Annotated in this window: 18 protein-coding genes and 2 pseudogenes; 13 read left to right on the top strand and 7 right to left on the bottom strand. The window is 68.6% G+C overall.

Annotation, left to right across the window (positions count from 1 at the left end; all coding sequences use genetic code 11):
* Positions 1-2: 2 nt before the first annotated feature.
* Genes ACZ3H8_RS05460 through ACZ3H8_RS05450 form a run of 3 tightly spaced genes read right to left on the bottom strand, consistent with a single transcriptional unit; the run spans position 3 to position 4,613 of the window.
* Positions 3-1,787, bottom strand: a complete 1,785-nt coding sequence (locus ACZ3H8_RS05460) for a nickel-dependent hydrogenase large subunit (protein ID WP_467397653.1) — start codon at positions 1,785-1,787, stop codon at positions 3-5.
* A 29-nt stretch (positions 1,788-1,816) separates the two neighbouring features.
* Positions 1,817-2,872: an NADH-quinone oxidoreductase subunit B family protein gene (locus ACZ3H8_RS05455; protein ID WP_467397651.1), complete on the bottom strand. Its 1,056-nt coding sequence runs from the start codon at positions 2,870-2,872 to the stop codon at positions 1,817-1,819.
* 37 nt (positions 2,873-2,909) lie between these two features.
* The gene (locus ACZ3H8_RS05450) at positions 2,910-4,613 is read right to left on the bottom strand and encodes a hydrogenase maturation protein (protein ID WP_467397648.1); all 1,704 of its coding nucleotides are present in this window, start codon (positions 4,611-4,613) and stop codon (positions 2,910-2,912) included.
* 213 nt (positions 4,614-4,826) lie between these two features.
* Here ACZ3H8_RS05450 and hypA point away from each other — a divergent pair, with 213 nt between their 5' ends.
* The 4 genes and pseudogenes from hypA to ACZ3H8_RS05430 form a co-directional block, all read left to right on the top strand.
* On the top strand, positions 4,827-5,240 hold the full coding sequence (gene hypA, locus ACZ3H8_RS05445) for a hydrogenase maturation nickel metallochaperone HypA (protein ID WP_467397646.1): 414 nt from the start codon (positions 4,827-4,829) through the stop codon (positions 5,238-5,240).
* A complete protein-coding gene (hypB, locus tag ACZ3H8_RS05440) occupies positions 5,240-6,034 on the top strand; it encodes a hydrogenase nickel incorporation protein HypB (RefSeq protein ID WP_467397644.1) in 795 nt (264 codons plus the stop codon). Before hypA ends, hypB begins: the two co-directional genes overlap by 1 nt.
* Positions 6,031-8,400, top strand: coding sequence for a carbamoyltransferase HypF (gene hypF, locus ACZ3H8_RS05435; protein ID WP_467397641.1), 2,370 nt, complete (start codon positions 6,031-6,033; stop codon positions 8,398-8,400). Before hypB ends, hypF begins: the two co-directional genes overlap by 4 nt.
* Before the next feature lie 62 nt (positions 8,401-8,462).
* Positions 8,463-8,762 (top strand): annotated as a pseudogene (locus tag ACZ3H8_RS05430) (HypC/HybG/HupF family hydrogenase formation chaperone); the annotation flags it as partial.
* On the opposite strand, the gene ACZ3H8_RS05425 reads toward ACZ3H8_RS05430, so the two are convergent.
* The gene (locus ACZ3H8_RS05425; protein WP_467397976.1) at positions 8,655-8,894 is read right to left on the bottom strand and encodes a pentapeptide repeat-containing protein; all 240 of its coding nucleotides are present in this window, start codon (positions 8,892-8,894) and stop codon (positions 8,655-8,657) included. The pseudogene ACZ3H8_RS05430 and the gene ACZ3H8_RS05425 overlap by 108 nt on opposite strands.
* An 11-nt stretch (positions 8,895-8,905) precedes the next feature.
* On the opposite strand from ACZ3H8_RS05425, the gene hypD reads away from it, so the two are divergent.
* Positions 8,906-10,042 (top strand): hydrogenase formation protein HypD, encoded by a 1,137-nt coding sequence (gene hypD / locus ACZ3H8_RS05420; protein WP_467397639.1) that lies wholly within the window; start codon positions 8,906-8,908, stop codon positions 10,040-10,042.
* A 4-nt stretch (positions 10,043-10,046) separates the two neighbouring features.
* Positions 10,047-11,114 carry a hydrogenase expression/formation protein HypE gene (gene hypE, locus ACZ3H8_RS05415; RefSeq protein ID WP_467397637.1) on the top strand — a complete coding sequence of 356 codons (1,068 nt, stop codon included), beginning with the start codon at positions 10,047-10,049 and terminating at the stop codon, positions 11,112-11,114.
* A 330-nt stretch (positions 11,115-11,444) separates the two neighbouring features.
* Here hypE and ACZ3H8_RS05410 read toward each other — a convergent pair whose 3' ends face one another.
* The gene (locus ACZ3H8_RS05410; RefSeq protein WP_467397634.1) at positions 11,445-13,229 is read right to left on the bottom strand and encodes a sigma-54-dependent Fis family transcriptional regulator; all 1,785 of its coding nucleotides are present in this window, start codon (positions 13,227-13,229) and stop codon (positions 11,445-11,447) included.
* Between the two features lie 179 nt (positions 13,230-13,408).
* Between ACZ3H8_RS05410 and ACZ3H8_RS05405 the strand changes: the two genes are divergently transcribed.
* The 6 genes from ACZ3H8_RS05405 to ACZ3H8_RS05380 all read left to right on the top strand — a co-directional run bounded on the left by ACZ3H8_RS05405 (position 13,409) and on the right by ACZ3H8_RS05380 (position 20,017).
* Positions 13,409-14,434, top strand: a complete 1,026-nt coding sequence (locus tag ACZ3H8_RS05405) for an NAD(P)-dependent alcohol dehydrogenase (RefSeq protein WP_467397632.1) — start codon at positions 13,409-13,411, stop codon at positions 14,432-14,434.
* 17 nt (positions 14,435-14,451) lie between these two features.
* A complete protein-coding gene (locus ACZ3H8_RS05400) occupies positions 14,452-16,050 on the top strand; it encodes an extracellular solute-binding protein (RefSeq protein ID WP_467397629.1) in 1,599 nt (532 codons plus the stop codon).
* 80 nt (positions 16,051-16,130) lie between these two features.
* Positions 16,131-17,009: a carbohydrate ABC transporter permease gene (locus ACZ3H8_RS05395; protein WP_307659691.1), complete on the top strand. Its 879-nt coding sequence runs from the start codon at positions 16,131-16,133 to the stop codon at positions 17,007-17,009.
* Complete coding sequence (locus ACZ3H8_RS05390; protein WP_467397626.1) at positions 17,006-17,851, top strand: carbohydrate ABC transporter permease; 846 nt, start codon at positions 17,006-17,008, stop codon at positions 17,849-17,851. Before ACZ3H8_RS05395 ends, ACZ3H8_RS05390 begins: the two co-directional genes overlap by 4 nt.
* Positions 17,852-17,853: 2 nt before the next feature.
* Positions 17,854-18,936, top strand: a complete 1,083-nt coding sequence (locus ACZ3H8_RS05385; RefSeq protein WP_467397623.1) for an ABC transporter ATP-binding protein — start codon at positions 17,854-17,856, stop codon at positions 18,934-18,936.
* Position 18,937: 1 nt separating this feature from the next.
* The gene (locus tag ACZ3H8_RS05380; RefSeq protein WP_467397621.1) at positions 18,938-20,017 is read left to right on the top strand and encodes an ABC transporter ATP-binding protein; all 1,080 of its coding nucleotides are present in this window, start codon (positions 18,938-18,940) and stop codon (positions 20,015-20,017) included.
* A 287-nt stretch (positions 20,018-20,304) separates the two neighbouring features.
* Here ACZ3H8_RS05380 and ACZ3H8_RS05375 read toward each other — a convergent pair whose 3' ends face one another.
* On the bottom strand, positions 20,305-21,720 hold the full coding sequence (locus tag ACZ3H8_RS05375) for an amidohydrolase family protein (protein WP_467397618.1): 1,416 nt from the start codon (positions 21,718-21,720) through the stop codon (positions 20,305-20,307).
* A 141-nt stretch (positions 21,721-21,861) separates the two neighbouring features.
* Here ACZ3H8_RS05375 and ACZ3H8_RS05370 point away from each other — a divergent pair.
* Positions 21,862-22,062: pseudogene (locus tag ACZ3H8_RS05370) on the top strand (alpha/beta hydrolase); the annotation flags it as partial.
* A 300-nt stretch (positions 22,063-22,362) separates the two neighbouring features.
* Here ACZ3H8_RS05370 and ACZ3H8_RS05365 read toward each other — a convergent pair.
* Positions 22,363-23,091: an Atu4866 domain-containing protein gene (locus ACZ3H8_RS05365; protein WP_467397615.1), complete on the bottom strand. Its 729-nt coding sequence runs from the start codon at positions 23,089-23,091 to the stop codon at positions 22,363-22,365.
* Positions 23,092-23,154 lie beyond the last annotated feature (63 nt).

The following is a 23,154-nucleotide window of genomic DNA, read 5'->3' as shown; positions in this document are numbered from 1 at the left end:
TCCTAGGAGAGTGCGCCGAAGGTCGGCGAGTGGGACTGCTTCAGGGTCCGTCCGCCGCCCAAGTACATGTGCACGCCGCACGGCAGACACGGGTCGAAGCTGCGCACGGTGCGCATGATGTCGATGCCCTTGAAGTCCTCGGGGCCGTTCTCCTCGAAGATCGGGCAGCCCTGCACGGCATCCTCGTACGGCCCGGGCGTGCCGTACATGTCCCGCGGGCTGGCGTTCCACGGGGTGGGCGGGTACGGGTGATAGTTGGCGATCTTCTTGTCGCGGATCACCAGATGGTGGGAGAGGACACCGCGGACGGCCTCGTGGAAGCCGACGCCGATCGCCTCGTCGGGGACCGTGAAGTCCTGGAAGACCTTCGTGCGCCCGGCCCGTACCTCCGCGAGGGCCTTGTCCACGAAGTGCAGCGCCATCCCGGCTGCGTAGGCGACGAAGTACATACGGGCGCGGTTGCGCTCGATGGTGTTGGGGAATGCGGGCGGCTTCCACTCCAGCCGCACCTCGGGACTGCTGGGCGTCTTCGGCAGGTCGATCTCGACGCTGTGCCCGGTGGAGCGGACGTAGGGGGTGTGGACCTTGTTGGCGAGGGCGGTCGCCCACAGCCGGGCGATGGGGCCGCCGCCGGTATCGAGGGCCAGATGGTCGCCGGTGCGCTTGTCGTACCAGCGGGGGCTCATGACCCAGCTGTAGTTGCCGCCGTCGAGGTCCCGCTTCTGCGGTGCCGGGAGCGTGGTCTGGTTCCATGGATGGCGCTTGTCGACGGGGTTGCCCAGCGGGTCCTTGTCGACGAAGGTCTCCTCGGCCGTCCAGTCCTCGTAGTAGGAGCTGCCGAGCAGAATGCGCATCCCGAGGTTGATGTCGACCAGGTCGGTGGTGACCAGCTGGTTGTCGACGACGATGCCGGGGGTGACGAACATGGAGTTCCCCCAGGTGTTCATCGTCCGGTAGTCGTAGTCGACGATCTCGGGGTCCTGGAATGCGCCCCAGCATCCGAGCAGTGTCCGTCGGCGCCCGACCTCCTCATATCCGGGCAGGGCCTCGTAGAAGAAGTCGAACACGTCGTCGTTCATGGCGACGGCCCGCTTGACGAAGTCGAGACAGCGGGTGAGCCGCACCAGGTAGTCGGTGAAGAGCTGCGGCGTGGCGACGGTACCGACCCCGCCCGGGTAGAGGGTGGAGGGGTGCACGTGCCGGCCCTCCATCAGGCAGATCATCTCCCTGGTGAGGCGGCTCATCACGAGCGCTTCCTTGTACGTCGCCCCCTCGAACGGGTTGAACGAGCTCATGATGTCGCCGATGGTGCGATTGCCGTGCAGTTCGGCGTGCGGTGCCGGAGTGCGCTCGGCGCGTTCCCACACCCCGGGGTTGGTCTCCTTGACCATGCGTTCGCAGTAGTCGACGAAGACCATGTTGTCCTGGAAGATCGTGTGGTCGAACATGTACTCGGCGGCCTCGCCGAGGTTGATGATCCAGTCCGCCAGCGGCGGCGGCTTCACCCCGTACGCCATGTTCTGCGCGTACACCGAGCACACCGCGTGGTTGTCACCGCAGATGCCGCAGATCCGGCTGGTGATGAAGTGCGCGTCCCTCGGGTCCTTGCCCTTCATGAAGACGCTGTAGCCGCGGAAGATCGACGAGGTGCTGCGGCACTCGACCACCTCACGGCGAGGAAAGTCGATCTTTGTATAGATGCCGAGGTTGCCAACGATCCGGGTGATGGGGTCGAAGGCGACATCGGTGAGGTCGCGTTGCTCGGGCGGAACGGTCTCGCTCGACAAGGCACAGTCCTTTCGGGGCGTCGGCGGGGTCAGCGGCGGGGCCAGCGCGGGGCGTAGCCAGAGGTCAGTTCCGCGCGGCGGTGGCGCCACTTGGGTTCACGGTTCGCCGCCCTGTTGGTGATCGCGCGCAGGGATCGGATGAGCGGGCCGTAGGAGGAGCTGAGGATCGCGGAGGAGACGCTGCCACCAGGGGGCTCGTCCATGAACGGCATGAACTTGTCGGGGAAGCCCGGCATGGTGCAGCCGATGCAGATGCCACCGACATTGGGGCAGCCGCCGACACCGTCCATCCAGCCGCGCTTGGTGACATTGCAGTTGACGACGGGCCCCCAGCAGCCGATCTTCACCTGGCACTTGGGAGAGTTGTAGTCCTTGGCGAAGTCGCCCTGTTCGTAGTACGCCGCCCGGTCGCAGCCCTCGTGCACCGTCTTGCCGAACAGCCAAGTCGGGCGCAGCTGCTCGTCGAGCGGGATGGGCGGGGCGACCCCCGCCGCCTGGTACAGCAGCCAGGTCACGGTCTCCATGAAGTTGTCCGGCTGGACGGGGCAGCCGGGCACATTGACGATCGGCATACCGCCGGCCGAGCGGAAGTCCCAGCCGAGATAGTCGGCGAGGCCCATGGCGCCGGTGGGGTTGCCGGCCATGGCATGGATACCGCCGTAGGTAGCGCATGTTCCGATCGCGACGACGGCGAACGCCTTGGGGGCGAGCCGGTCGATCCACTCGTTGAAGGTGATGGGCTCGCCGGTCTCCGGGTCGTTGCCCATCGAGGTCCAGTACCCGTCCCCGTTGATGCGCTCGTTGGGCACGGACCCTTCCACGACGAGGACGAACGTTCCCAGTTCGTCCCGGGCGGCCTGGTGGAAGGCCCGCATGAAGTCGTCGCCGGACTCGTAGGACAACACCTTGTTGTGCAGGACAACCTTGGGGAGGCCGGGAATGGCGCCCAGGACGACGTCTTCCAGGCTGGGCAGCGAGGCAGCCGTGACCGACACCGAGTCCCCGTCGCAGCTCATCCCTTCCGAGGTCCAGAGGATGTGGACCTCGTCGACGGCGCTCGGAAGAGCCTCGGTTTCGGTGCTCATGGGGCATTCCTTTCTGCCGAAGGCTTCCGCAGTAGGCTCACACGGGCTGATATTGCTCACAATTCGGACGCGCCCGTGAGGGGGCAGAGCAGGGCGTGGCTGTTTTGCGCACGAACGCCGACCTGAGGGCGTGGTACGGCGAGCCCGGCTCGAAGAAGATTTCCCGCATTCGCGCCAGTTCCGCGGCCCGGTAGCCGCTCAGCGGCCTGACGGCATCGTCGCGCTCCCGCTCCGCCTTCTTCCGGCCGACCAGTGCGCGCAGCCGGGCGGAAGCAGCGAGGCGCTGAGCCGAACGGGCAATTTCCCCGGCGAACTCCTCAGGCCCGCAATCCAGCACCCGGTCCGCCAGCCCCAGACGCAGCGCGGTCGCGGCGCTCACCGGCGCCGCCTGAGACATCAGCCGCTCCGCCGCCTCGGCGCCGACCCGGCGCGGCAGGGTATACGTCCAGTACTCCGACCCGTAAAGCCCCATCAGCCGGTAGTGGGGGTTGAGCACGGTCCCGGACCTGCACCACACCTCGTCCGCCGCCAGGGCCAGCATCGCTCCGCCCGCCGCCGCGTTGCCTGCGAGCGCCGCCACGACCAGCCGGTCCGTGGTCGTCAGCACCGCCTCCACCAGGTCGTCCATCGCCTGGATGCACGCCCAGGACTCGGCGGCGGGATCGTCGGCGGCCTCGATGACGCCGAGGTGGATGCCGTTCGAGAAGAAATCCCTGGCCCCGCCGAGCACCAGCACGTCGACCGGCCGGGAGGCGGCGAAGCGGTACGCGTCGAGCAGCCGACGGCACTGATCGGTGCTCATCGCACCTCCGGGGAACGAGAAGCGCAGGAAGCCAACGGTCCCCGCCTCCTCGTACGGGATGTCCGTCCAGGTGCGCCGCCCGGCCGCCGGCTGGAGCGGAGCGGGCAGCTCCGGCACCTCGGGCAGCCGGTCACCGAGCGCCAGGACCGCCGGGAGCTTGTACGTCCGGGGGCCGCCCGCCCGTCCGCGCGAACGCAGCTGGGGGATCCACACGGCTCCGTCGACGGTGGCCCGGCACACGGCGCCGTGCCGCGTGGCCAGGACTTCGCCCGGTGCGCCCGTCAGCGCGTCCTCCTCGTGCCCGCCGCACAGGTACCACTCCCCTCCCAGGAAGGTGTCCAGCACGCCCGGATGGGAGTCGGCGGCACGCAGCTTCCGCAGCACCGCGGCGGTCGGCTCCGAGCACCAGTCGATCCGGCGCTCCTCCTGGCGCAGATACGGGCGGAACGAGCCCTCCGAGCCCTGCGGCCGTGGTTCGAACGTGCCCGAGGCGAAGCGCTCGACCGCCCGCAGAACGGCTTTCACGGCGGCATCGGTCATTTCGCCCCGGTACAGATCGCTCTTGCCGACGGCCGGAACGTCGAAGGCCTCTGACGCCCAGACGGGACCGGCGTCCATCTCCTCGACAGCCTGAAGTACCGTCACCCCCCACCGCCCGGCGCCCTCCTGCACGGCCCGGTCGAGCGAGGAGGGCCCCCGGTCTCCCGGCGGCCCCGGATGCACGATCAGACATGTGCGGGCCGACCACACCTCCTCGGGGATCGCGGTGGTGAGCATCGGCGCGATGACGAGATCCGGCGCGTGACGGGTGACCGTCTCCGGGCTCGGCGCGTCACGGGCGGCCAGTTCGACCGCGACCGTATGCCCCCGGTCCCGCAGCTCGCACATGACCCGCTGCGACAGGCTGTTGAACGCGCTCGCGACCAGCAGCACGCGCATGACGTCGCCTCCTCCGAGCCGGTGAGTGAGTGGGAGCGCGTGCACCGGGGTCCGGAGCAGTGGTCCCGGTGGGCACGCGCCACCCTGATGTTCGCTCCCGTGCCGCCGCGGGCCCGCCGGACGCGCCGTGCTTGGGCCACCGGGGGGAATCGGGGACCGCCCCGCCTCCGTCATCCGGGAGCCGCCCGCCGCGGCTGCCTAGCGTGGTGCCCCATGCACGAACTGTCGATCGCGGCGGCCGTCGTCGAGAGGGCCGGGCACACCGCCCGCGCCCATGGAGCGACTTCGGTGGAGTCGGTGCGGCTGCGCGTCGGTGAGCTGGCGGGTGTGGTCGGCGACGCCCTGCGGTTCTCGTTCGAGCTCGTCGCCGAGGGCACCGTGGTCGCCGGCGCCGAGCTGATCGTCGAAGACGTGGTCGCCAGGGCCCGGTGCGGCGGCTGCGGCAAGGAGTTCGCCGTCGGGTCGCCGCCCCACCTGTGGTGCCCGGGATGCGACCGCCCCGCCGCGCAGTTGCTCACCGGACGCGAGCTGGAACTGGCCGAGGTGCGGCTGCCGGACACCGAGCCCTGCCGGGCCGCCGCCCCACGGGGAGCAGGGCTCGGACAGAGCCCAGGAGAGGACATCTGATGTGCCGGAGCGTCACTGTGCGCCAGGCGGTACTGGCCAAGAACGACAGCCTGGCGGCTTCCTTGCGGGCCGAGCTCACCACCAGAGGCGTGACCGTCGTCAACATGCTGTCCAGCCCCGGCAGCGGAAAGACCGCCCTGCTGGAACTCGTGCTGCGCCGTGCCACCGAACGCGGAGTGCAGGTGGCCGCGCTCACCGCCGACCTCGCGACCGAGAACGACGCCCGCAGGCTCGCCAGATCGGGCGCGCCGGTGAAGCAGGTACTCACCGGCGGCCTGTGCCACTTGGAAGCCGCCCAGCTGCGCGCTCATCTCGAAGGGTGGCTGCCGGACGGCGCCCGGGCGCTCTTCGTCGAGAATGTGGGCAACCTGGTCTGCCCCGCCTCCTACGACCTCGGAGAGACGCTCCGGGTGGCGCTGATGTCCGTGACCGAGGGTGAGGACAAGCCGGTCAAGTACCCCACGGCGTTCGGGTCGGCGCACCTGGTGGTGCTCACCAAGACCGACCTCGCGGACGCCGCCGGGTTCGCCGAGGCGGAGTTCACGTCGAACGTCGAACGGATCAACCCCGGAGTGGAGGTACTGCGCACCAGCGCCCGCGGTGCACGGGGCGTCGACGATCTGCTGGACCGGGTGCTGGCCGTGTGCGACGGCGCCGAACCACACAGCCCGCTGCTCGCCGCCGAACACGCCCGCGCCCACGGCCACACCCATGGCGAGGAGCCGCACGAGCACAGCGGCCAGGAGAGTCACGCTCACGACCACGGGGCCGTCGGCACCCGCTCCACCGTATGACGAGCACGCTCCCAGACAGTCCGGAGCAGGGCGCCCTGCGCCGCAAGGTCACCGTGCGCGGAACTGTGCAGGGCGTGGGCTTCCGCCCCTTCGTCCACCGGCTGGCGTCCGAACTGGACCTGTCCGGATTCGTACTCAACGGCACGGACGGAGTCTTCACGGAAGTTGAGGGCACGCCGGCGGCGGTCGAGGAGTTCTGCCGCCGGCTGCGGGAACAGCCGCCTCCGCTGGCCGACGTACGCGACATCGGCTACGAGACCGTGGCGCCACTCGGCGGAGGCGGTTTCACCATCCGGCACTCGCGCACCGAGGGCAACGGCGCGTCGGCGATCCCGCCCGACACCGCGACCTGCGCCGACTGCCTGCGCGAGCTCGCCGACCCCCGTGACCGCCGCTACCGCCACCCTTTCATCGCCTGCACCCACTGCGGGCCTCGCCTCACCATCGCGACCGGTCTCCCCTACGACCGGTCCACCACCACCATGGGGGTGTTCCCCCTGTGCCCCCTGTGTGCGAGGGAGTACGACGATCCGGCGGACCGCCGTTTCCACGCCCAGCCGGTCGCCTGCCCGTCCTGCGGGCCCCGGCTCCGCCTCACCCCGGCAACCGGCACGGAGCCGGGCCCGGCAGACGGTGCGGATGCCCTCGTCCGCGCCCGTGAGCTGCTCGCGCGGGGAGCGGTCCTGGCGGTCAAGGGCCTCGGCGGGTACCACCTCGCCTGCGCCGCCGACGACCCCGGCGCCGTGGCCACGCTTCGCGCCCGCAAGGAACGCGGCGGCAAACCGTTCGCGGTGATGTGCGCGGATCTCGCCGCCGCCGAGCGGATCGCCCGCGTCGGTCCCGCGGAGAAGACGGTGCTGACCGGACACCGGCGTCCCATCGTGCTGCTGCGCCGACGCGCCGGCGACGAAGCGGGCGGACTCGCCGACGCCGTATGCCCTGGCAGTCCGCAGGTGGGCGTGATGCTGCCCTACTCCCCGCTGCATCAGCTCCTGTTCGGTCTGCGCGGCGATCCGCCGGGCCCCCGCGTCCTCGTCATGACCAGCGGCAACCGCTCCGGTGAGCCGATCGTCACCGACGACGCCGAAGCGCTCTCCCGGCTCGCCGGGATCGCCGATGCCTGGCTGTGGCACGACCGGGCCATCGCCGCGCCCTGCGACGACTCAGTGGTCCGGCTGCGCCCCGACGGCTCCGAACTGCTGCTGCGCCGCTCTCGCGGGTACGCCCCCGCGCCCGTGCCCCTGCCGGTACGGGTACCGCCGACGCTGGCTGTCGGCGGAGACCTGAAGAACACGCTGTGTCTGGGAGCCGGCCGTGACGCATGGTTCTCCCCGCACATCGGCGACATGGGTGACCTCGCCACGGTGACGGCGTCCGAACAAGCGGCACAGCGCCTCACGGCACTGACCGGAATCACGCCCCGGCTGCTCGCAGCCGACCGGCACCCGGGCTACCACTCCTCCCGCCGGGCCGCACGCCGCGCGGCCGAAACGGACATCACGCTGCGGCTGGTTCAGCATCACCACGCCCATATCGCCTCTCTCATGGCGGAGCACGGACTCGACGGCAGGACTCCCGTCATCGGCGTCGCCTTCGACGGCACCGGCTTCGGCGACGACGGAGCGGTCTGGGGCGGCGAGGTGCTCCTCGCCGACTACCGCGGATACCGGCGGCTCGCGCATCTCTTGTACGCCCCGCTGCCCGGCGGCGACGCGGGTGTCGGCAACCCCTGCCGGACGGCACTGGCCCGGCTGCGCACCGCGGGCCTGCCGTGGACGGCGGACCTCCCCTGCGTGGCCGCCTGCTCGCCCGAGGAACTCCGGCTTCTCGCCCGGCAGCTGGAACGGAACATCGCCTGCGTGCCCACCTCCAGCATGGGACGGCTGTTCGACGCGGTCTCCTCTCTGCTGGGCATCTGCCACCGAGCGCGGTACGAGGCCCAGGCCGCCGTCGAACTGGAGGCCGCCGCCACACTTGCCTGGGACTGGGACGACAGCGGCACTTACCGCTTCGGGCTGCGGAGCACCTACGGCGACGGGACCACCCGGATCGATCCGGCACCCGTCCTGCGAGCGGTCGTCGGTGACCGACGCGCCGGTGTCCCGGTTCCGGTCGTCGCCGCCCGGTTCCACCGGGCGGTCGCGGCAGCGGTCACGGACATCTGCCTGATCGCGCGCCGCGGGACCGGAATCGGCACGGTCGGCCTGACCGGAGGCGTGTTCGCCAACGCGCTCCTCGACGAGGAGTGCACCGAGCGCCTGACAGCCGCCGGCCTCGCGGTGCTTCGCCACCGGCAGGTGCCCCCGGGAGACGGCGGACTCGCCCTCGGCCAGCTCGTCGTGGCCGCTCAGAAACACGACCGGTAGTCAGCGACCGGTAGTCAGGGACCGGTAGTCAGCCAACGAACCATCGACGAACGGAGAACACCATGTGCCTGGCAGTGCCCGGCAAGGTGGTCGGGATCGGAAAACGGGACAGCACGCCTATGGCGAGCGTCGACTTCGGCGGCGTCGTCAAGGAGGTCTGCCTCGCCTATGTACCCGAGGCAGAGGTCGGCGAGTACGTGATCGTCCATGTGGGATTCGCCCTCCAGCGCCTGGACGAGGAGTCAGCCTTGGCCTCACTGCGCCTTTTCGAGGAACTGGGCCTGTTGGAGGAGGAGTTCGGCGACCCCTGGGGCCGGGCGGCCGCCGAGGCGGGCCTGACCGAGGCGGGCTTGGCCGAGGCGGGCTTGGCCGAGGCGGGCTTGACCGAGGCGGGCTTGACCGAGGCGGGCCTGACCGAGGCGGGCCTGACCGAGGCGGGCCTGACCGAGGCGGGCCTGACCGAGGCCGACATCCCCGAGGTGACAGAGGCCCAGAAGGAGCCACGATGAAGTACATCGACGAGTTCAACAACCCGGATCTCGCCCGGCGGCTGCTCGACGACATCCATGCAACGGCCACCGGCGGGCCGTGGGCGATGATGGAGGTCTGCGGCGGCCAGACCCACTCGATCATCCGGCACGGCATCGACCAACTCCTGCCCGACTCGGTCGAGTTGATCCACGGCCCCGGATGCCCCGTGTGCGTAACACCTCTGGAGATGATCGACAAGGCTCTGGAGATCGCCTCCCGCCCCGACGTGATCTTCTGTTCGTTCGGTGACATGCTGCGCGTGCCGGGCACCGGCCGCGATCTGTTCCGCGTACGCAGCGGGGGCGGCGACGTCCGGGTCGTGTACTCCCCGATGGACGCCCTCGACATCGCGCGCCGCCACCCGGACCGCCAGGTGGTGTTCTTCGGCATCGGCTTCGAGACCACCGCACCCGCCAATGCGATGACCGTCCACGAGGCGCGCCGCCTCGGCATCCGCAACTTCAGTCTGCTCGTCTCACATGTACGCGTCCCCCCGGCCGTCGAGGCCATCATGAGCGCCCCGAACTGCCGGGTGCAGGCGTTCCTGGCGGCGGGACATGTGTGCAGTGTGATGGGCACCGGTGAATATCCGGACCTCGCAGAACGGTTCGAGGTCCCGATCGTGGTGACGGGTTTTGAACCCCTGGACATCCTCGAAGGCATCCGCCGCACCGTGCACCAGCTCGAACGAGGCGAGCACCGGGTCGAGAACGCCTACGAGCGGGCGGTCCGCGCGGACGGGAACCCGGCGGCTCTGCGCATGATCGAAGAGGTCTTCGAGGTGACCGACCGCGCGTGGCGCGGCATCGGCGTCATTCCACGCAGCGGCTGGCGGCTGACCGACGCGTTCAGGGACTTCGACGCGGAGCGGCGCTTCGACGTGGGCGGCCTGCGCACTGATGAGCCGAGGGCCTGCCGCAGCGGCGAGGTGCTCCAGGGGCTGATCAAGCCCCACCAGTGCGAGGCCTTCGGGACCACGTGCACCCCCCGTACCCCGCTCGGCGCCACGATGGTCTCCAGCGAAGGTGCGTGTGCCGCCTACTACCTCTACCGCCGCCTGGAAGTCCCGGCGCGGCCCGTGCATGTCCAGGAGGCGACGACCGTTGGCTGAAACCATGACAGAGACGAAGGCTCCGGTCGACCCGGCCACCTGGTCCTGCCCCGCCCCGCTGCGCGACCACCCGGTGATCGTCATGGGACACGGCGGTGGTGGAGCCCTGTCCGCCGAACTCACCCGTCACCTTTTCACTCCGGCGTACGGCAACGAGACACTGGCCGGCCTGGGCGATTCCGCCGTGCTGCCCGTGGGCGGATCCCGGCTGGCGTTCTCCACCGACTCGTACGTCGTGCGGCCGCTGTTCTTCCCCGGTGGCAGCATCGGTGACCTGGCCGTCAACGGAACGGTCAACGACCTGGCGATGAGCGGCGCCCGCGCCGCGTTCCTCTCCTGCGCATTCATCCTGGAGGAAGGTGTCGGCCTCCCCGTCGTGGGACGGGTCGCGGACGCGATCGGGGCGGCCGCCGCGGCGGCGGGCGTCACTGTCGTCACAGGCGACACCAAGGTGGTCGAAGCAGGGCACGGTGACGGTGTCTACCTCAACACCTCGGGGATCGGCTTCGTCCCGGACGGCGTGGACATCCGCCCCCAGCGGGCCGCTCCTGGGGACGTCGTCATCGTCAGCGGCCCCATCGGCATGCACGGCATCGCCATCATGAGCGTGCGTGAGGGCCTGGAGTTCGGGGTGGAGGTGGTGAGCGACACCGCGCCGCTGGGCGGCCTGGTCGAGGCGATGCTGGCCGTCACCCATGAACTGCACGTCCTGCGCGACCCCACCCGCGGCGGTCTCGGCACGGCGCTCAACGAAATCGCCACCGCCTCGGGCACCGGCGTCGTCCTCACCGAGCGGGACATCCCGGTACCGGATGCCGTGGCCAACGCCTGTGGGTTCCTGGGGCTGGATCCTCTGTACGTCGCCAACGAGGGCCGTCTGGTGGCCTTCGTGCCGCGCACGGACGCGGACGCCGTCCTCGCCGCCATGCGCGCGCACCCCCGGGGAGCGGGCTCCGCCGTGATCGGCGAGTGCGTGGCCGAGCATCCGGGCATGGTGGTGGCCCGCACCGGGCTGGGCGGTACACGCGTCGTCGACCTGCCCCTCGGGGAACAGCTGCCGAGGATCTGCTGACCTCACCGTCCGACGCCGACCGAAGCAAGCGATCGTTTCCCGGTAGACCAGGTAGACCCTGTAGACCCGGAAGACCGGGTACACCCGGAACCTTGGCGACCCGGACGCCGGCACAGCGGTCACCGTGACCGGCGCGCAGTGCTCTGCACACCGGCGGTCCAGGCAGCCCGACTGCCCGATGTCCCGGCCACCGGCCGGAGAGACCCCCCTCGGCCGGTCCGACCGAGGGGGGAAGGGAGAGGCCTGTCCCGCGCACGGCACGCGCGACTGCCTGCACCGTCACATCGAGGCCCTCCGCGTGCAGCAGCCGGCGGTGGTCGGACGACACTTCTAGGTGAGGCTCGATGGGACGATCCCGTAACGGCGCATCTTGCGGTACATGGTGGCGCGGGAGATGCCGAGATCCTGTGCGGTGCGCTGGACGTTGGAGCTGCGGTCCATCAGCCCACGCAGAATGGCATCCCGTTCCAGCGCTTCGATGGTGGTCAGAACCTTGTGCGACGATACCCGGCATTCCGGCGGGAGATCCTCTACTCGGATGATCCGGCCAGAAGGTCGCCGCGCGAGGCCACGGATCACCGACTCGAGCTGCCGGACATTCTCCGGCCAGGGGCAGCGCTGCAGCATCGCAAGCGCATCCGGGGAGCAGCCGCTCTCTCCGCTCGGCCGGTATTTGAGCAGGAAGAACCGGACCAGGTGCTCGATGTCTCCATAGCGATGACGCAGCGGCGGCACCTCCACCGAGGCTTCGCACAGACGGTCGAGCTCGTCGTCCGTCGTCACCATGGACGGCTGGCTGGTCATGACCAGTTTCCCGATGGCGGTCCCGTCGACGTGCGCCAGGAGGCTTCTCAGCTGCCGGCGCAGGTGGTCGCCCAGCAGGTGGACATCGCGCAGGACGACCACGATCGACGGTTGGGCCAGCAGCTCGCGGACGTTGCGCAGCCAGGGCTCGGTGGTGTGCGGTGACTCCGACAGCGGCGCTTCCACCATCTCGAGCCGGCGCCCGGCACCGTGGGCTCGATGGATGGCATCGACCAGCGTCCTCTTTCCGACACCGGCTTCGCCCACGAGATGAAGCCACGACCCGGCGACGAACGCCGCTTCGGTTTCGGCGACCGCGCGCAGCCATTGCGGTGAGGAGCCCACCAACCCCAGGCCCGATCGTCTGGGTCCATCGGAAATGACCGGTCCGGACTGGGGACGTCCGATGACCCGGACTCGGAAGATGGCGCCCGAGTCGCTGTCCTCGCGCCGGCTACGGCTGACCCGGAGTTCGGCGACTCGTCCGGAGGGGAGGGCGATGCTCCGCGTCCCTTCGAACCGGGAATCGTCGGCGACCTCACGTGCGTGGTCGAGCAGAGCGTACTGATCCGGCCCTGTCACGGCCGTTCTCAGCTGCTCGTTCATCATGACGACATCACGATTGAGAGCCAGGACGGGTCCCGGGCGCACCGAGGAGCACGCGTCCATGTAGTCCTGGAACAGGGCCCGCTCCCGTCGCGAGCTGATCGCGGCAATCTCACTTTCGATCTGGCCGGCGACAGAGCGGGCCAAGGCCATGAGCATGCCGGCAGAACCCTGACGGACCGTGGTCAGGTTGAACGCTCCCAACAGCGTGCGCCGGACGGGATGCAGGATCGGCACGGCCGCGCAGTGGAAGTCCCGCAGCGCCTCGACGTAGTGCTCGCTGCCGGCGATCATGACCGGGCGGCCGCTGGCCAACGCGGTCCCGATGCCGTTGGTGCCCACATAGCGCTCGGCGAACACGTGGCCCGGGGCCAGTTGCACTCGGTTCAGCCGCGTCGTCAGAGCCTCGTGGGAGACCTTGCGGGACAGCACCACGCCGTTCCGGTCTGTGACCATCGTGGACACCGGGTCGTCGGCAAGCTGCTCGTGCAGCCTGTTCAGGATCGGTAGCGCCGCTCTGGCGAGCGGGCTGTCCAGATTGGGGTTCTCGAAGTAGGGAGCGTCGATACAGCCCGACTTCACTTGGTACTCCATCGAGCGTTGCCACGAGGCGACCACGAGCGGGCGGGCGTTCGGATCCTTGGTGGCTTCCTGGTAAAGCTCTCTGGCTGCTGTCAGCGAGCTGCCAGGTTGACGTCGGGGCATTTAACACTCCCGTATCGCACGCGTCATCCATCGGTGGAGTGATTGGAGCAGCTCGATGACGCCGCGCCTATGGCCTGTATCACATTGATACATCCGCGGACCGCTTCTGAGACATCGGCCTGCGCGCGGCGGGCTGTGTAATCGGCGCACCATCCACCCGCCGATTCGCAGGGAGCGCCATGAAAGCCGTGCAGGTCATCGAGTACGACGAGCCGCCAGTGCTCGTGGATGTGCCGGACCCGCAGATCACCGGTCCGCTGGATGTGATCGTGAAGGTCGGAGGCGCCGGGGTCTGCCGCACCGATCTGCACATTCTCGAAGGACAGTGGAGCGACAAGAGCGGGGTTGTCCTCCCCTACACCATCGGTCATGAGAACGCCGGCTGGGTAGCGGAGGTGGGGCAGGCCGTCACACACGTCAAGGTCGGCGACCCGGTCATCCTGCACCCGCTCATGACGTGCGGTCTGTGCCGTGCCTGCAGGGCCGGCGACGACGTGCACTGTATGAACTCGGCCTTCCCGGGGATCGATACCGACGGGGGCTATGCCGAGTACCTGAAGACCACCGCCCGCTCGGTCGTGGCACTCGACCCGTCGCTTGAGCCGGCCTCGGTTGCGGCCCTGGCCGACGCCGGGCTCACGGCGTACCACGCCGTCGCCAAGGCGGCCCGGGTCCTGCGCCCCGGTGACAAGGCCGTGGTCATCGGCGCCGGTGGACTCGGGCACATCGGGATCCAGGTGCTCCGGGCCCTGTCGCCGGTCGAGATGATCGTCATCGACCGTAGCCCGGAGGCCCTCGCCCTGGCCAAGGAACTGGGTGCCGAACACACGCTTCTCGCGGACGGGAGCGAGGCCGAGCGCGTACGGGAACTGACCGGGGGCCATGGGGCGGAAGCGGTCCTGGACTTCGTCGGCGAGGGGGGTGCCGTCGAGACGGGCGTCGCCTGCCTGCGCCGTAACGGCAACTACTACGTCATCGGCTACGGCGGCCACCTCGACGTTCCGACGATCGACGTCATCTCCACCGAGATCAACTTCATAGGCAATCTCGTCGGGTCCTACAACGACCTGTCCGAGCTGATGGTCCTGGCAGCCCAGGGCAAGGTCAGCCTGCACACCCAGCGGTACCCCCTCGCGTCCTTCCGGGACGCCCTCGACGACTTGTTCACCGGTGCCGTACGCGGCCGAGCGATCTTGATCCCGTGAGCCGAAGGAGCAGTCCCATGCGCAACCGTTCATACAAGGTCGTGGTCGCCGCCGCTGCCCTCGTGGCCCTCACCGCCACGGGATGTACCTCTCAGGGTCCCATGGAGAGCAAGCCCGACAAGCCGGCGCTGTTCAAGCCGGGGTCGGAGATCAGCTACAAGAAGTACGGCAAGGACTACCCGGCCACGAAGGTCAAGGACGTCCCGGGACCCTGCAGCTACGAGTCGATAAGCCGCAAGGACTACTCCGGACAGACGCTGAAGATCATCAGCCACGCCGTCCCCGTCATCGGCGAGCCGACCCGGCTGCACGCCAGGCAGTTCGAGGAGATCACCGGGGCCAAGGTCGAGGTGATCAACGTCCCGTTCGGGGAGCTGCACCAGAAGATCCTCACGCCCCTCCAGGCAGGCCAGCCGGCGTACGACGTCATGTTCTACCCGTCCCTGTGGATCGGTGACATGGCCCCGTATCTGTCCCCGGTGCCGAACAAGTATCTGAACACTCCCGGCATGATGGACGTCACCAAGGCCTATATGGACGTGGCGACCTGGAACGGGAGGGTCGTGCAGTACCCCGTGGACGGCGACCGGCACTACCTCAAGGTCCGGACGGATGTCCTTGAGGACCCGAAGAGGCAGGCGGCGTACAAGGCGGCCACGGGCAAGGACCTGCGCACGCCCAAGACCTGGGGCGAATACCAGGAGGTCGCGGCGTTCTTCAGCGGCAAGGACGTCGACGGTGACGGCAAGCCCAACTTCGGCAGTGCCGAGGTGACCAAGCGTGACGACCTGACCTTCTCCGCGTTCATCAGTCGCGCGGCGCCGTATGTGAAGCACCCCGACCACAAGGGTGGGCTCTTCTTCGATCTGGAGACCATGAAGCCGCAGATCAACACGCCCGGCTTCGTACGAGCCCTGGACGACATGGTCAAGGCCAAGTCGACCTGGGCGCCCGGTGGCGCCAACTACGGTCTGGGTGACGAGATCTTCTCGTTCGGAGGCGGCCAGGCGCTGATGTCCTACTCGTGGGACGACGCCTTCATCCAGGCCCAGTCGCCGGACAGCAGGATCCGCAACAAGGTCCAGGCGGCGGAGTTGCCGGGATCCGACGAGGTCTACAACCTCACCAAGAAGGCGTGGGACAAGAAGCCGAACCAGGCCCCCTACTTCACCTGGGGGTGGACCTCGGCGGTGGCCAAGGCCGCGCGCAACCAGAATATGGCCTTCGACTATCTGTGTTTCTTCAGCAACGAGGCCAACACCGCTCTCGACCTGACCATCGGCCGCTTCGGCGTCAATCCCTACCGCAACGCCCACTTCGACGCGGCGTTCTGGGAGAAGCAGGGCTGGGACAAGGCCGTGGCCCAGTCGTACGTCAAGACGCTCTCCGGCATGGAGAAGAGCCCCAACCGCGTCTTCGACCTGCGCGTACCGGGTGTCAACGGATATATGTCCGCGCTGGCCAACGGCGTCGCCGCGGCGCTGGCGGGACAGAAGGCTCCGCAGCAGGCGCTGGACGAAGTGGCCAAGGAATGGGCCAAGATCACCAAGCAGATCGGCGAGGACAAGGTCCGCAGCGCCTACCGAAACGTAGCCGCACTCGAGGACAACTCCTGACCCGATAGCAGGACGCCCCGGGTGGCCGCCCAAGCCGGCCGGCCACCCGGGGGCGCCCGCCCACTTCCGCAAGGAGAACCATGGACGGCCTGCGCCGGCACAAGAGCATGTTCCTCCTACCAGGACTGCTCACGCTCGCACTCATCATCATCTTTCCGCTTCTGTTCACCATTCGTGTCAGCTTCTCCGGCTGGAACGTCAGCAACCCTCAGATGGACTTCATCGGTGGGGCCAACTACGCCACGATGCTGCACGACAGTCGTTTCTGGGCCTCGATCATGCGCCTGATCCTGCTGGCGGGCGGCACCGTCCTCCTCCAGTACGTCATCGGATTCGGGATGGCCCTGCTCGTCTGGCGTGAGGTACGCGGCCGTCGTTTCTGGCGGGTGCTGTTCCTCGTCCCCATGATGACCACTCCCGTAGTGATGGCCGCCATCTGGCAGATGATCTTCCACGAGTCCCTGGGCCCGGTGAACGATCTCCTCAGGATGCTGGGCTTGACCGAGGTTCCCTGGCTCACCGAGTCCGGGCCGGCGCTGGTCGCGCTGATGACCGTCGAGGTCTGGCAGTGGACGCCGTTCATGTTCCTGCTGCTGCTGGCCGGCCTCTTGAGCCTTCCCAAGGAACCGTTCATGGCCGCCGCGATCGACGGCGCCGACGTTTGGCGCACCTTCCGGAAGGTGACCTTCCCGCTCATGGCGCCGGTGTCGGTCGCGGCGGTCATCATCCGGCTGATCGAGGCGTCCAAGCTCTCCGACAGCGTCTACGTGCTGACCTCCGGGGGACCGGGCTCCTCCACGGAGACTCCCGGCTACTACCTCTACATCCAGGGGCTCCGGGATCAGCAGACCGGGTACAGCGGGGCGATGTCCCTGACCTATCTGGTCCTGATGATCGTCACGCTCACGGTTGTCGCCGCCTTGCTCACCAGGGCCTTCAAGCTGAAGGGGGACTCATGAGGTCGCGCCTTTATCCCGTATTCAAGTACACCGTGATCGCACTCTGGGCCTGCTTCGTCGCGGGACCGTTCTTCTGGGCCATGACGACCAGTTTCAAGGACGCCAACGCGGTCCAGGGTGGCGCCACCTACCTTCCATGGGTCCAGTACGAACCCACCGCCGCCGGGTGGCGCAACATCTTCGGTGGAGCCGGTGGTGTCGATGTGATGCAGCCTTTCCTCAACAGCGCCATCGTCACCGTCGCCGCCTCGGCCATCAGCCTCGTCCTCGGGTCCCTGGCCGCCTACGCGTTGTCCCGCTACCGGTTCAAGCTCGGCTTCATCAAGAACAGCGACATCGTCTTCTTCTTCGTGTCACAACGAATCATGCCGCCTGTCGTCCTGGTGATCCCCTTCTTCTACCTTCTGCAGTGGGTCAACCTCCTGGACAGCATCGCGGGCCTGGTCATCGTGACGGTTGCCCTGCTGCTGCCTATCGCGGTGTGGGTAATGGTGGACTTCTTCAACGGCATCCCGCGTGAGATCGACGAGATGGCCATGCTCGACGGATGCGGCCCGTTCCAGACCTTCGTGCGTGCGATCCTGCCGAACTCCCTGCCCGGGCTGACCGTGGCTGCGATGTTCTGTGCGGTGTTCGGCTGGAACGACTTCTTCTTCGCCTTCAGGCTGACGTTCACCGAGGTGCAGACCCTGCCCCAGGCGGTCGTCGCCCTCAACTCGTCGATCCCGCCGTGGTGGACCCTGTCCGCCGCTGCCCTCTTCGGCGTAGCGCCGTTGATCCTGCTCGCGCTCTGGGTGGAGCGCTATCTGTCAAAAGGCAACCTGTCGGGAGCGGTCCGATGAACATGAGTACCACTGATCTGTGCCTGACCGTCGACGGCGTGAACCATCTCAAGGATGTGACCGCGACCTTTGTGCCGGGACGGCTCCATACCGTCATCGGCCGGACGATGGCGGGAAAGACGACGCTGCTGCGGGTGCTGGCCGGTCTGCAGGGGGTGGACTCCGGCTCTCTGACCAGAGATGGAGCCGACTTCCTGAAGACGCCGGTCTGGCGGCGCGACACTGCCATGGTCTACCAGCAGTTCATCAACTACCCGCATCTCAACGTGTTCGACAACGTGGCCTTTCCGCTCAGGCGGGCGGGACTGTCACGAGCCGAGATCCAGCTACGTGTCAGGAAGAGCCTGGCGAGTGTCGGCCTGGCCGACCTGGAGCGGCGTAAACCATCTCAGCTCTCCGGCGGACAGCAGCAGCGAGTCGCGGTGGCTCGCGCCCTTGCACGCGGCACGGGCATTCTTCTGCTCGACGAGCCGCTGGCGAACCTGGACTACAAGTTGCGTGAGCAGTTGCGCGACGAGTTCAAGACCCTCTTCTCGGACCAAGGCGACACGATAGTGGTCTACACGACCACCGAACCCGCCGAGGCGATGATTCTGGGTGACGTGGTGCTGGTCATGCATGAGGGTCAGATCCTCCAGATCGGCCCTCCGCAGGAGGTCTTCGAGCGCCCGGCGACGACCACGGTGGCGTCCATCATCAACGACCCTCCCATGAACATCTTCACGGGCCGTATCGAGGGCGGTCAGGTCACCGTGGCCGGCTTCCAGGCCACGCACGTATCCCCGCATCTCGCCGACCTGCCCGACGGCGCCTACCAGTTCGGTCTGCGGGCAACGGACGTCAGTCTGGCCTCCGCCGGTGTCGAGGGCGAGGTCACCTTCGTCGAGATCTCCGGGTCCGAGACCTTCGTTCACGCGGTCGTCGGCGAGACTCCGTTCGTCGTGCAGATCGAGGGCATCCATGACGTCGCTCTCGGTGATCTGGTGAAACTGCGGCTGCGTCCGGAGCGGCTGTTCGCCTTCGACGAGAAGGGCACGCTCGTGCAGACACCTTCATACGATCTTGCTTCAGTGGAAGGGCGTTGATATGGCGCAGTTGGACATCATCGACGTCGGGCACAGCTACGCGCCGGGTGTCGAAGAGGAGCAGTGGGCTCTCAAGCCACTGCAGCTGACATTCGAAGCCGGCAGGACCTACGCATTGGTCGGACCGTCGGGTTGCGGCAAGACCACGCTGCTGAACATCCTGTCCGGACTGGTCAGACCGTCACAGGGCCAGGTCCTGTTCGACGGCGTGGACGTCACGGCGCTGCCCACGAAGGCGCGCAACATAGCCCAGGTGTTCCAGTTTCCCGTCATCTACCAGTCCATGACGGTGTACGAGAACCTCGCCTTCCCTCTGCAGTGCCGCCGCTGGGACAAAGCGAGGATCGACGCCAAGGTCCACCAGGTCGCCGAGGCGCTGGACCTGGATGATCGGCTCAAGCAGCCCGCCCGGCGGCTCACCGCCGACGACAAGCAGCTGATCTCGCTCGGCCGTGGTCTCGTCCGCGACGACGTGGCGGCCGTGCTGATGGACGAGCCGCTGACCGTCATCGATCCGCAGCTGAAGCACTCGCTGCGGCGCAAAATCCGTGAAATCACCGAGCACTTCCAGCCCACAGTGATCTACGTTACCCACGACCAGTACGAAGCAATGAGCATTGCGCAGGAAGTACTGGTCATGAAGGACGGCCTAGCCATGCAGCAGGGCACCCCGGAGCAGCTTTTCGAGGCACCCTCGTCAGCGTACGTCGGCTACTTCATCGGCTCCCCGGCGATGAACTTCCTGACGGTGGACGGGCCACGCGGGAACTTCACCCTTGGCGGCCGGGCCCTGGCCGTGGCGTGGGACATCCCGGATGGCACCACCGAGGTCCAGGTGGGAATCCGGCCCGAGTACGTCAAAATCGTCACGGAGCCCGGGCCCAATACGTTTCCCGCCAGGCTTCGGGGCGTCCGGGACCACGGGCCGCAGCGCGTGCTCGAGATCGAGGTGGCCGGCCGGCTCATCAAGGCGAAGGTGCCTCGGGAGGACGGAGTTCCGGCGATCGAGGCATTCCTGGTGCATCTGCCGCGCGCCAAGGCCCTCCCCTATGCGGACGGTCGCCTGGTACTCCAGTCGTAGAATGTGTTGTTGCCGACGGCAGGTCAGTTGCCGTTGGGCAGGAGAGGCGCCCTACCCTCGACGGCTCTGACGTCGGCGTGTACACCGTTCACCGCAGCGGACGGCCATGCCGATCTCGGCTTCGATGCCTTGCGAGTACGTCATCTGCCGATCGAGGGGAGGGCGCTTCCCACACCGCCCGGCCAGGCAGCCGATCGGCCACGTCGTTCTGGAGGTTGCGCGACGCTGCCACCGTGGACACCCGGGGGCGCCTGTCGCGGCGGCAGCGAACGAGCGGGGAGGGTGGATCAGGGAGCGGTCGCGTTGGCGGCCTGGGCGGCGGCAAGGACATGGTCGCGGGAGGCCGTGACTTCGGCGCGCAGCGCGGGAATGTCGACGTCGAGTACATGGCCGTTGAACTTGCGGACCTGGCCGGCGATCAGGACGGCGTCGATGTTGCGGGCATCGGAGCCCAGGACGACGGTGCCGATCGGGTCGTTGAGCGGCATGTTGTTGATCTCCTCAGCGGTGATCACCAACAGGTCGGCCTGCTTGCCCGGTGTCAGCGAACCGACCACGTCGGCCAGGCCATTGGTCCGGGCGCCCTGCAGGGTGGCGAAGTCCAGCACATCGGCGGTGCTGACGCGGACCGGCTCACGCTCGGTGCCGTAGACGCCGTTGACGGCGCGCATCCGCTGGATGGCGTGCAGGGCCCGCATCTGGGTGAACATGTCGCTGGCCAGCGCGACTTCGACATCGATGCTGAGGCCGGGGCGGACGCCGACGGACAGGGCCTCGTCCACGGCGGGGATCGCGGTCTCCAGGCCGATCTGGGCGTCGGAGGTGGGGGCCAGCGCGACGGTGGTACCGCTGGCGCCGATGGCGCGCCAGGCCTCGGCGGTCAGGCCCGTGGAGTGGATCAGGGTGAGGTCCGGGCCCAACAGGCCCTGCCGCTCCCAGGCCAGGATGGCCTGCGAGGAGGAGGTGCCGAAGACCGCGTCGACGCTGACGCCGATGCCCAGCTCCTTGGCGAACCGGGCGAGCTCGGGGCCGTACGCGATCTCGGGTCCGGCGATCTCGTCGGTGGCCAGGGTGGCCAGGCGGAAGGTCAGCAGCTCGCTGCCGTACTCCTTCTGGAGGCGGGCGACATCGGCCGGCCACTGATGGTCCCACGCGCCGAAGTGCGGGCCCATGGCGGCGTGGACGCCGCGGATGCCGGTGTCCAGCAGGGCGCGGACCGCAGCGTCGGAGTGGGCGGCGGTACGGGAGTTGTGGGAGAAGTCCAGCATGGTGGTGATGCCGGAGTCGATGGCGGTGAGCGCCGCCAGCTTCGTCCCCGTGTACATGTCCTGAGGCCGGTAGACCGGGGCGTAGCCGAGGAGAGTGGTCGTGACGTAGGCGCCGAGGTCGTCGACGTCCGGCATGATCCGGCGCAGCTGGGCCTCCCACGCGTGGCGGTGGGTATCGACGAATCCGGGTGTGACGACGGTGCCGGCGGCGTCGACGACGACGGCGCCCTCGGCGGCCCCCTGGGCGCGCAGGTCGCCGCCGACGGCGGCGATGGTGGTGCCCTGGACGAGCACGTCGCCGAGCGGGAGGGTGCCGAGGGCGGGGTCCATGGTGACCACCGTGGCGCCGGTGAACAGGATGCGGCGGTCGGGGTCGGTTGCGGTGCGGCGCAGCTGGTCGAGGACGGTCTGGCGCGGGGTGTGGTCGAGGTTCATGGTCGCGTCCGTTCACGTATCGGGGGGGCGGGGCGCCTCCGGTGGGCGTCGGTATGAGCAGCCTCCGACGGCGCGCGGGCGAGAGCCAGGCCGCCGTTCACCTGGGTGTACGACACCCCCTGCCGGCCCGGCGCCGGCACGCCGGCGGGCCGCCACCGGCCGATCGTTTCGGCGACATACATCAAGTGCCTGCTGGACGGCGCCGAGCCGAGCGACGACGTGGCCGAGCTGCTCACCAGCGAGGACTGGCGGCTGGTCGAGAGGAACACCGGCCACTGGCCGATGTTCTCCCAGCCACTCGAGCTGGCACGGATCCTGCACCAGTCAGCCGTGGAATCCTGAGCCACGGTCAGCGCGTGGCGCCACTTCAGTGCCCTGCGCTCCAGGCAGAGGCTCCTGACGGAGTCCACGCTGACGTCCCAGGTGATCGGACACTTCGCGTCGGCCCCGCTCTGGAGCTGGGTCAGGATGAGCGGCTGATTGCGGGGTGGTTACTCGGAGGGCCGGTTGCGCAGGGCCGGCCGGGCCAGGGCGATGCCCAGGACCAGGGCCACGGCCACGATGCGGAGGATGCCGCCGAAGCCTTGCCCGGCGAGGGCGCCGGTCAGCTGCGGGCCCAGGCTGGCGCCGAGGCGAGGGCCGTCAGCGCTTGGAGAAGCGGTATCCGGCGTGGTGCAGGTGGTCGTCCTGGAACTCGCCGAAGGCCCAGAAACCCAGGTCGTCCAGGTAGTCGATGCGGGTGCCGTTGATCCAGTAGCGGCCCTGGTAGGCGCTGGGGCGATCGCCGCGTGCCTCGTCGTAGCGCCCGTCGGGCAGCAGTTCCTGGCGTACGAAGTCGTTCTCGTCGACCCACATGCCCACGTAGGCGTGTGCCGGGTCGTAGACGGGTGCCTCGTCGGTGGCGGGGGTGGCGGTCTCCGCCTCGTCCAGGGGTCGGCCGTTCCAGAGGCGGACTTCTCCGCCGGCGACCAGGACGTCCAGGTGAGTGCCGCGGGCCGGTACCGCGCCGGGCGGGTTGCCGGGGGCGTCGGCGAGCCGGAGGACGGCGATGTCGGCGGTTTCCCCCGGGGTGAGAGCGCCGCTCTTGTGGGGCTCGCTGAAGTCGGTGGCGGCCGGCAGGACGAGGGTGCCCGCGCAGTCGATGACGATCATGTTGTCGTCGCCCGCTGCGGTCAGCAGGCCCGGGCCGACTCCCACGATCACGGAGCCGCCGATGAGGACGTCGGCCTCCTGCCAGTCGCCCATCAGCGGGTTGCCGGTGACGACCGTTCCGCCGGTCAGCAGCAGCGGTCGCCCCTGGGGGTTTCGGAGTTCGTGCAGGGCAGCGTCGTCACGGCGCGGGCTCGTAGTAGTGGTGGCGGTGTTCGTCATGGCAATACCTGTCTCAATCGCCGGTGGGTGGGCCCGGGGTCTCTATGCGTCCCAAAGGCCCTG

This window comes from Streptomyces sp. NPDC002868 (assembly GCF_055563295.1).
This window is presented reverse-complemented; position numbering and strand designations above follow the sequence as displayed.

Excerpts from the sequence above, each read along its gene's own strand:
- hypD (WP_467397639.1), top strand. The coding sequence starts at position 8,906 with ATGAAGTACATCGACGAGTTCAACAACCCGGATCTCGCCCGGCGGCTG.
- ACZ3H8_RS05390 (WP_467397626.1), top strand. The coding sequence starts at position 17,006 with ATGAGGTCGCGCCTTTATCCCGTATTCAAGTACACCGTGATCGCACTC.
- ACZ3H8_RS05375 (WP_467397618.1), bottom strand. The coding sequence starts at position 21,720 with ATGAACCTCGACCACACCCCGCGCCAGACCGTCCTCGACCAGCTGCGC.
- hypA (WP_467397646.1), top strand. The coding sequence starts at position 4,827 with ATGCACGAACTGTCGATCGCGGCGGCCGTCGTCGAGAGGGCCGGGCAC.
- ACZ3H8_RS05410 (WP_467397634.1), bottom strand. The coding sequence starts at position 13,229 with ATGCCCCGACGTCAACCTGGCAGCTCGCTGACAGCAGCCAGAGAGCTT.
- hypF (WP_467397641.1), top strand. The coding sequence starts at position 6,031 with ATGACGAGCACGCTCCCAGACAGTCCGGAGCAGGGCGCCCTGCGCCGC.
- ACZ3H8_RS05455 (WP_467397651.1), bottom strand. The coding sequence starts at position 2,872 with ATGAGCACCGAAACCGAGGCTCTTCCGAGCGCCGTCGACGAGGTCCAC.
- ACZ3H8_RS05385 (WP_467397623.1), top strand. The coding sequence starts at position 17,854 with ATGAGTACCACTGATCTGTGCCTGACCGTCGACGGCGTGAACCATCTC.
- ACZ3H8_RS05395 (WP_307659691.1), top strand. The coding sequence starts at position 16,131 with ATGGACGGCCTGCGCCGGCACAAGAGCATGTTCCTCCTACCAGGACTG.
- ACZ3H8_RS05365 (WP_467397615.1), bottom strand. The coding sequence starts at position 23,091 with ATGACGAACACCGCCACCACTACTACGAGCCCGCGCCGTGACGACGCT.
- ACZ3H8_RS05450 (WP_467397648.1), bottom strand. The coding sequence starts at position 4,613 with ATGCGCGTGCTGCTGGTCGCGAGCGCGTTCAACAGCCTGTCGCAGCGG.
- ACZ3H8_RS05405 (WP_467397632.1), top strand. The coding sequence starts at position 13,409 with ATGAAAGCCGTGCAGGTCATCGAGTACGACGAGCCGCCAGTGCTCGTG.
- hypB (WP_467397644.1), top strand. The coding sequence starts at position 5,240 with ATGTGCCGGAGCGTCACTGTGCGCCAGGCGGTACTGGCCAAGAACGAC.
- ACZ3H8_RS05380 (WP_467397621.1), top strand. The coding sequence starts at position 18,938 with ATGGCGCAGTTGGACATCATCGACGTCGGGCACAGCTACGCGCCGGGT.
- ACZ3H8_RS05400 (WP_467397629.1), top strand. The coding sequence starts at position 14,452 with ATGCGCAACCGTTCATACAAGGTCGTGGTCGCCGCCGCTGCCCTCGTG.
- hypE (WP_467397637.1), top strand. The coding sequence starts at position 10,047 with ATGACAGAGACGAAGGCTCCGGTCGACCCGGCCACCTGGTCCTGCCCC.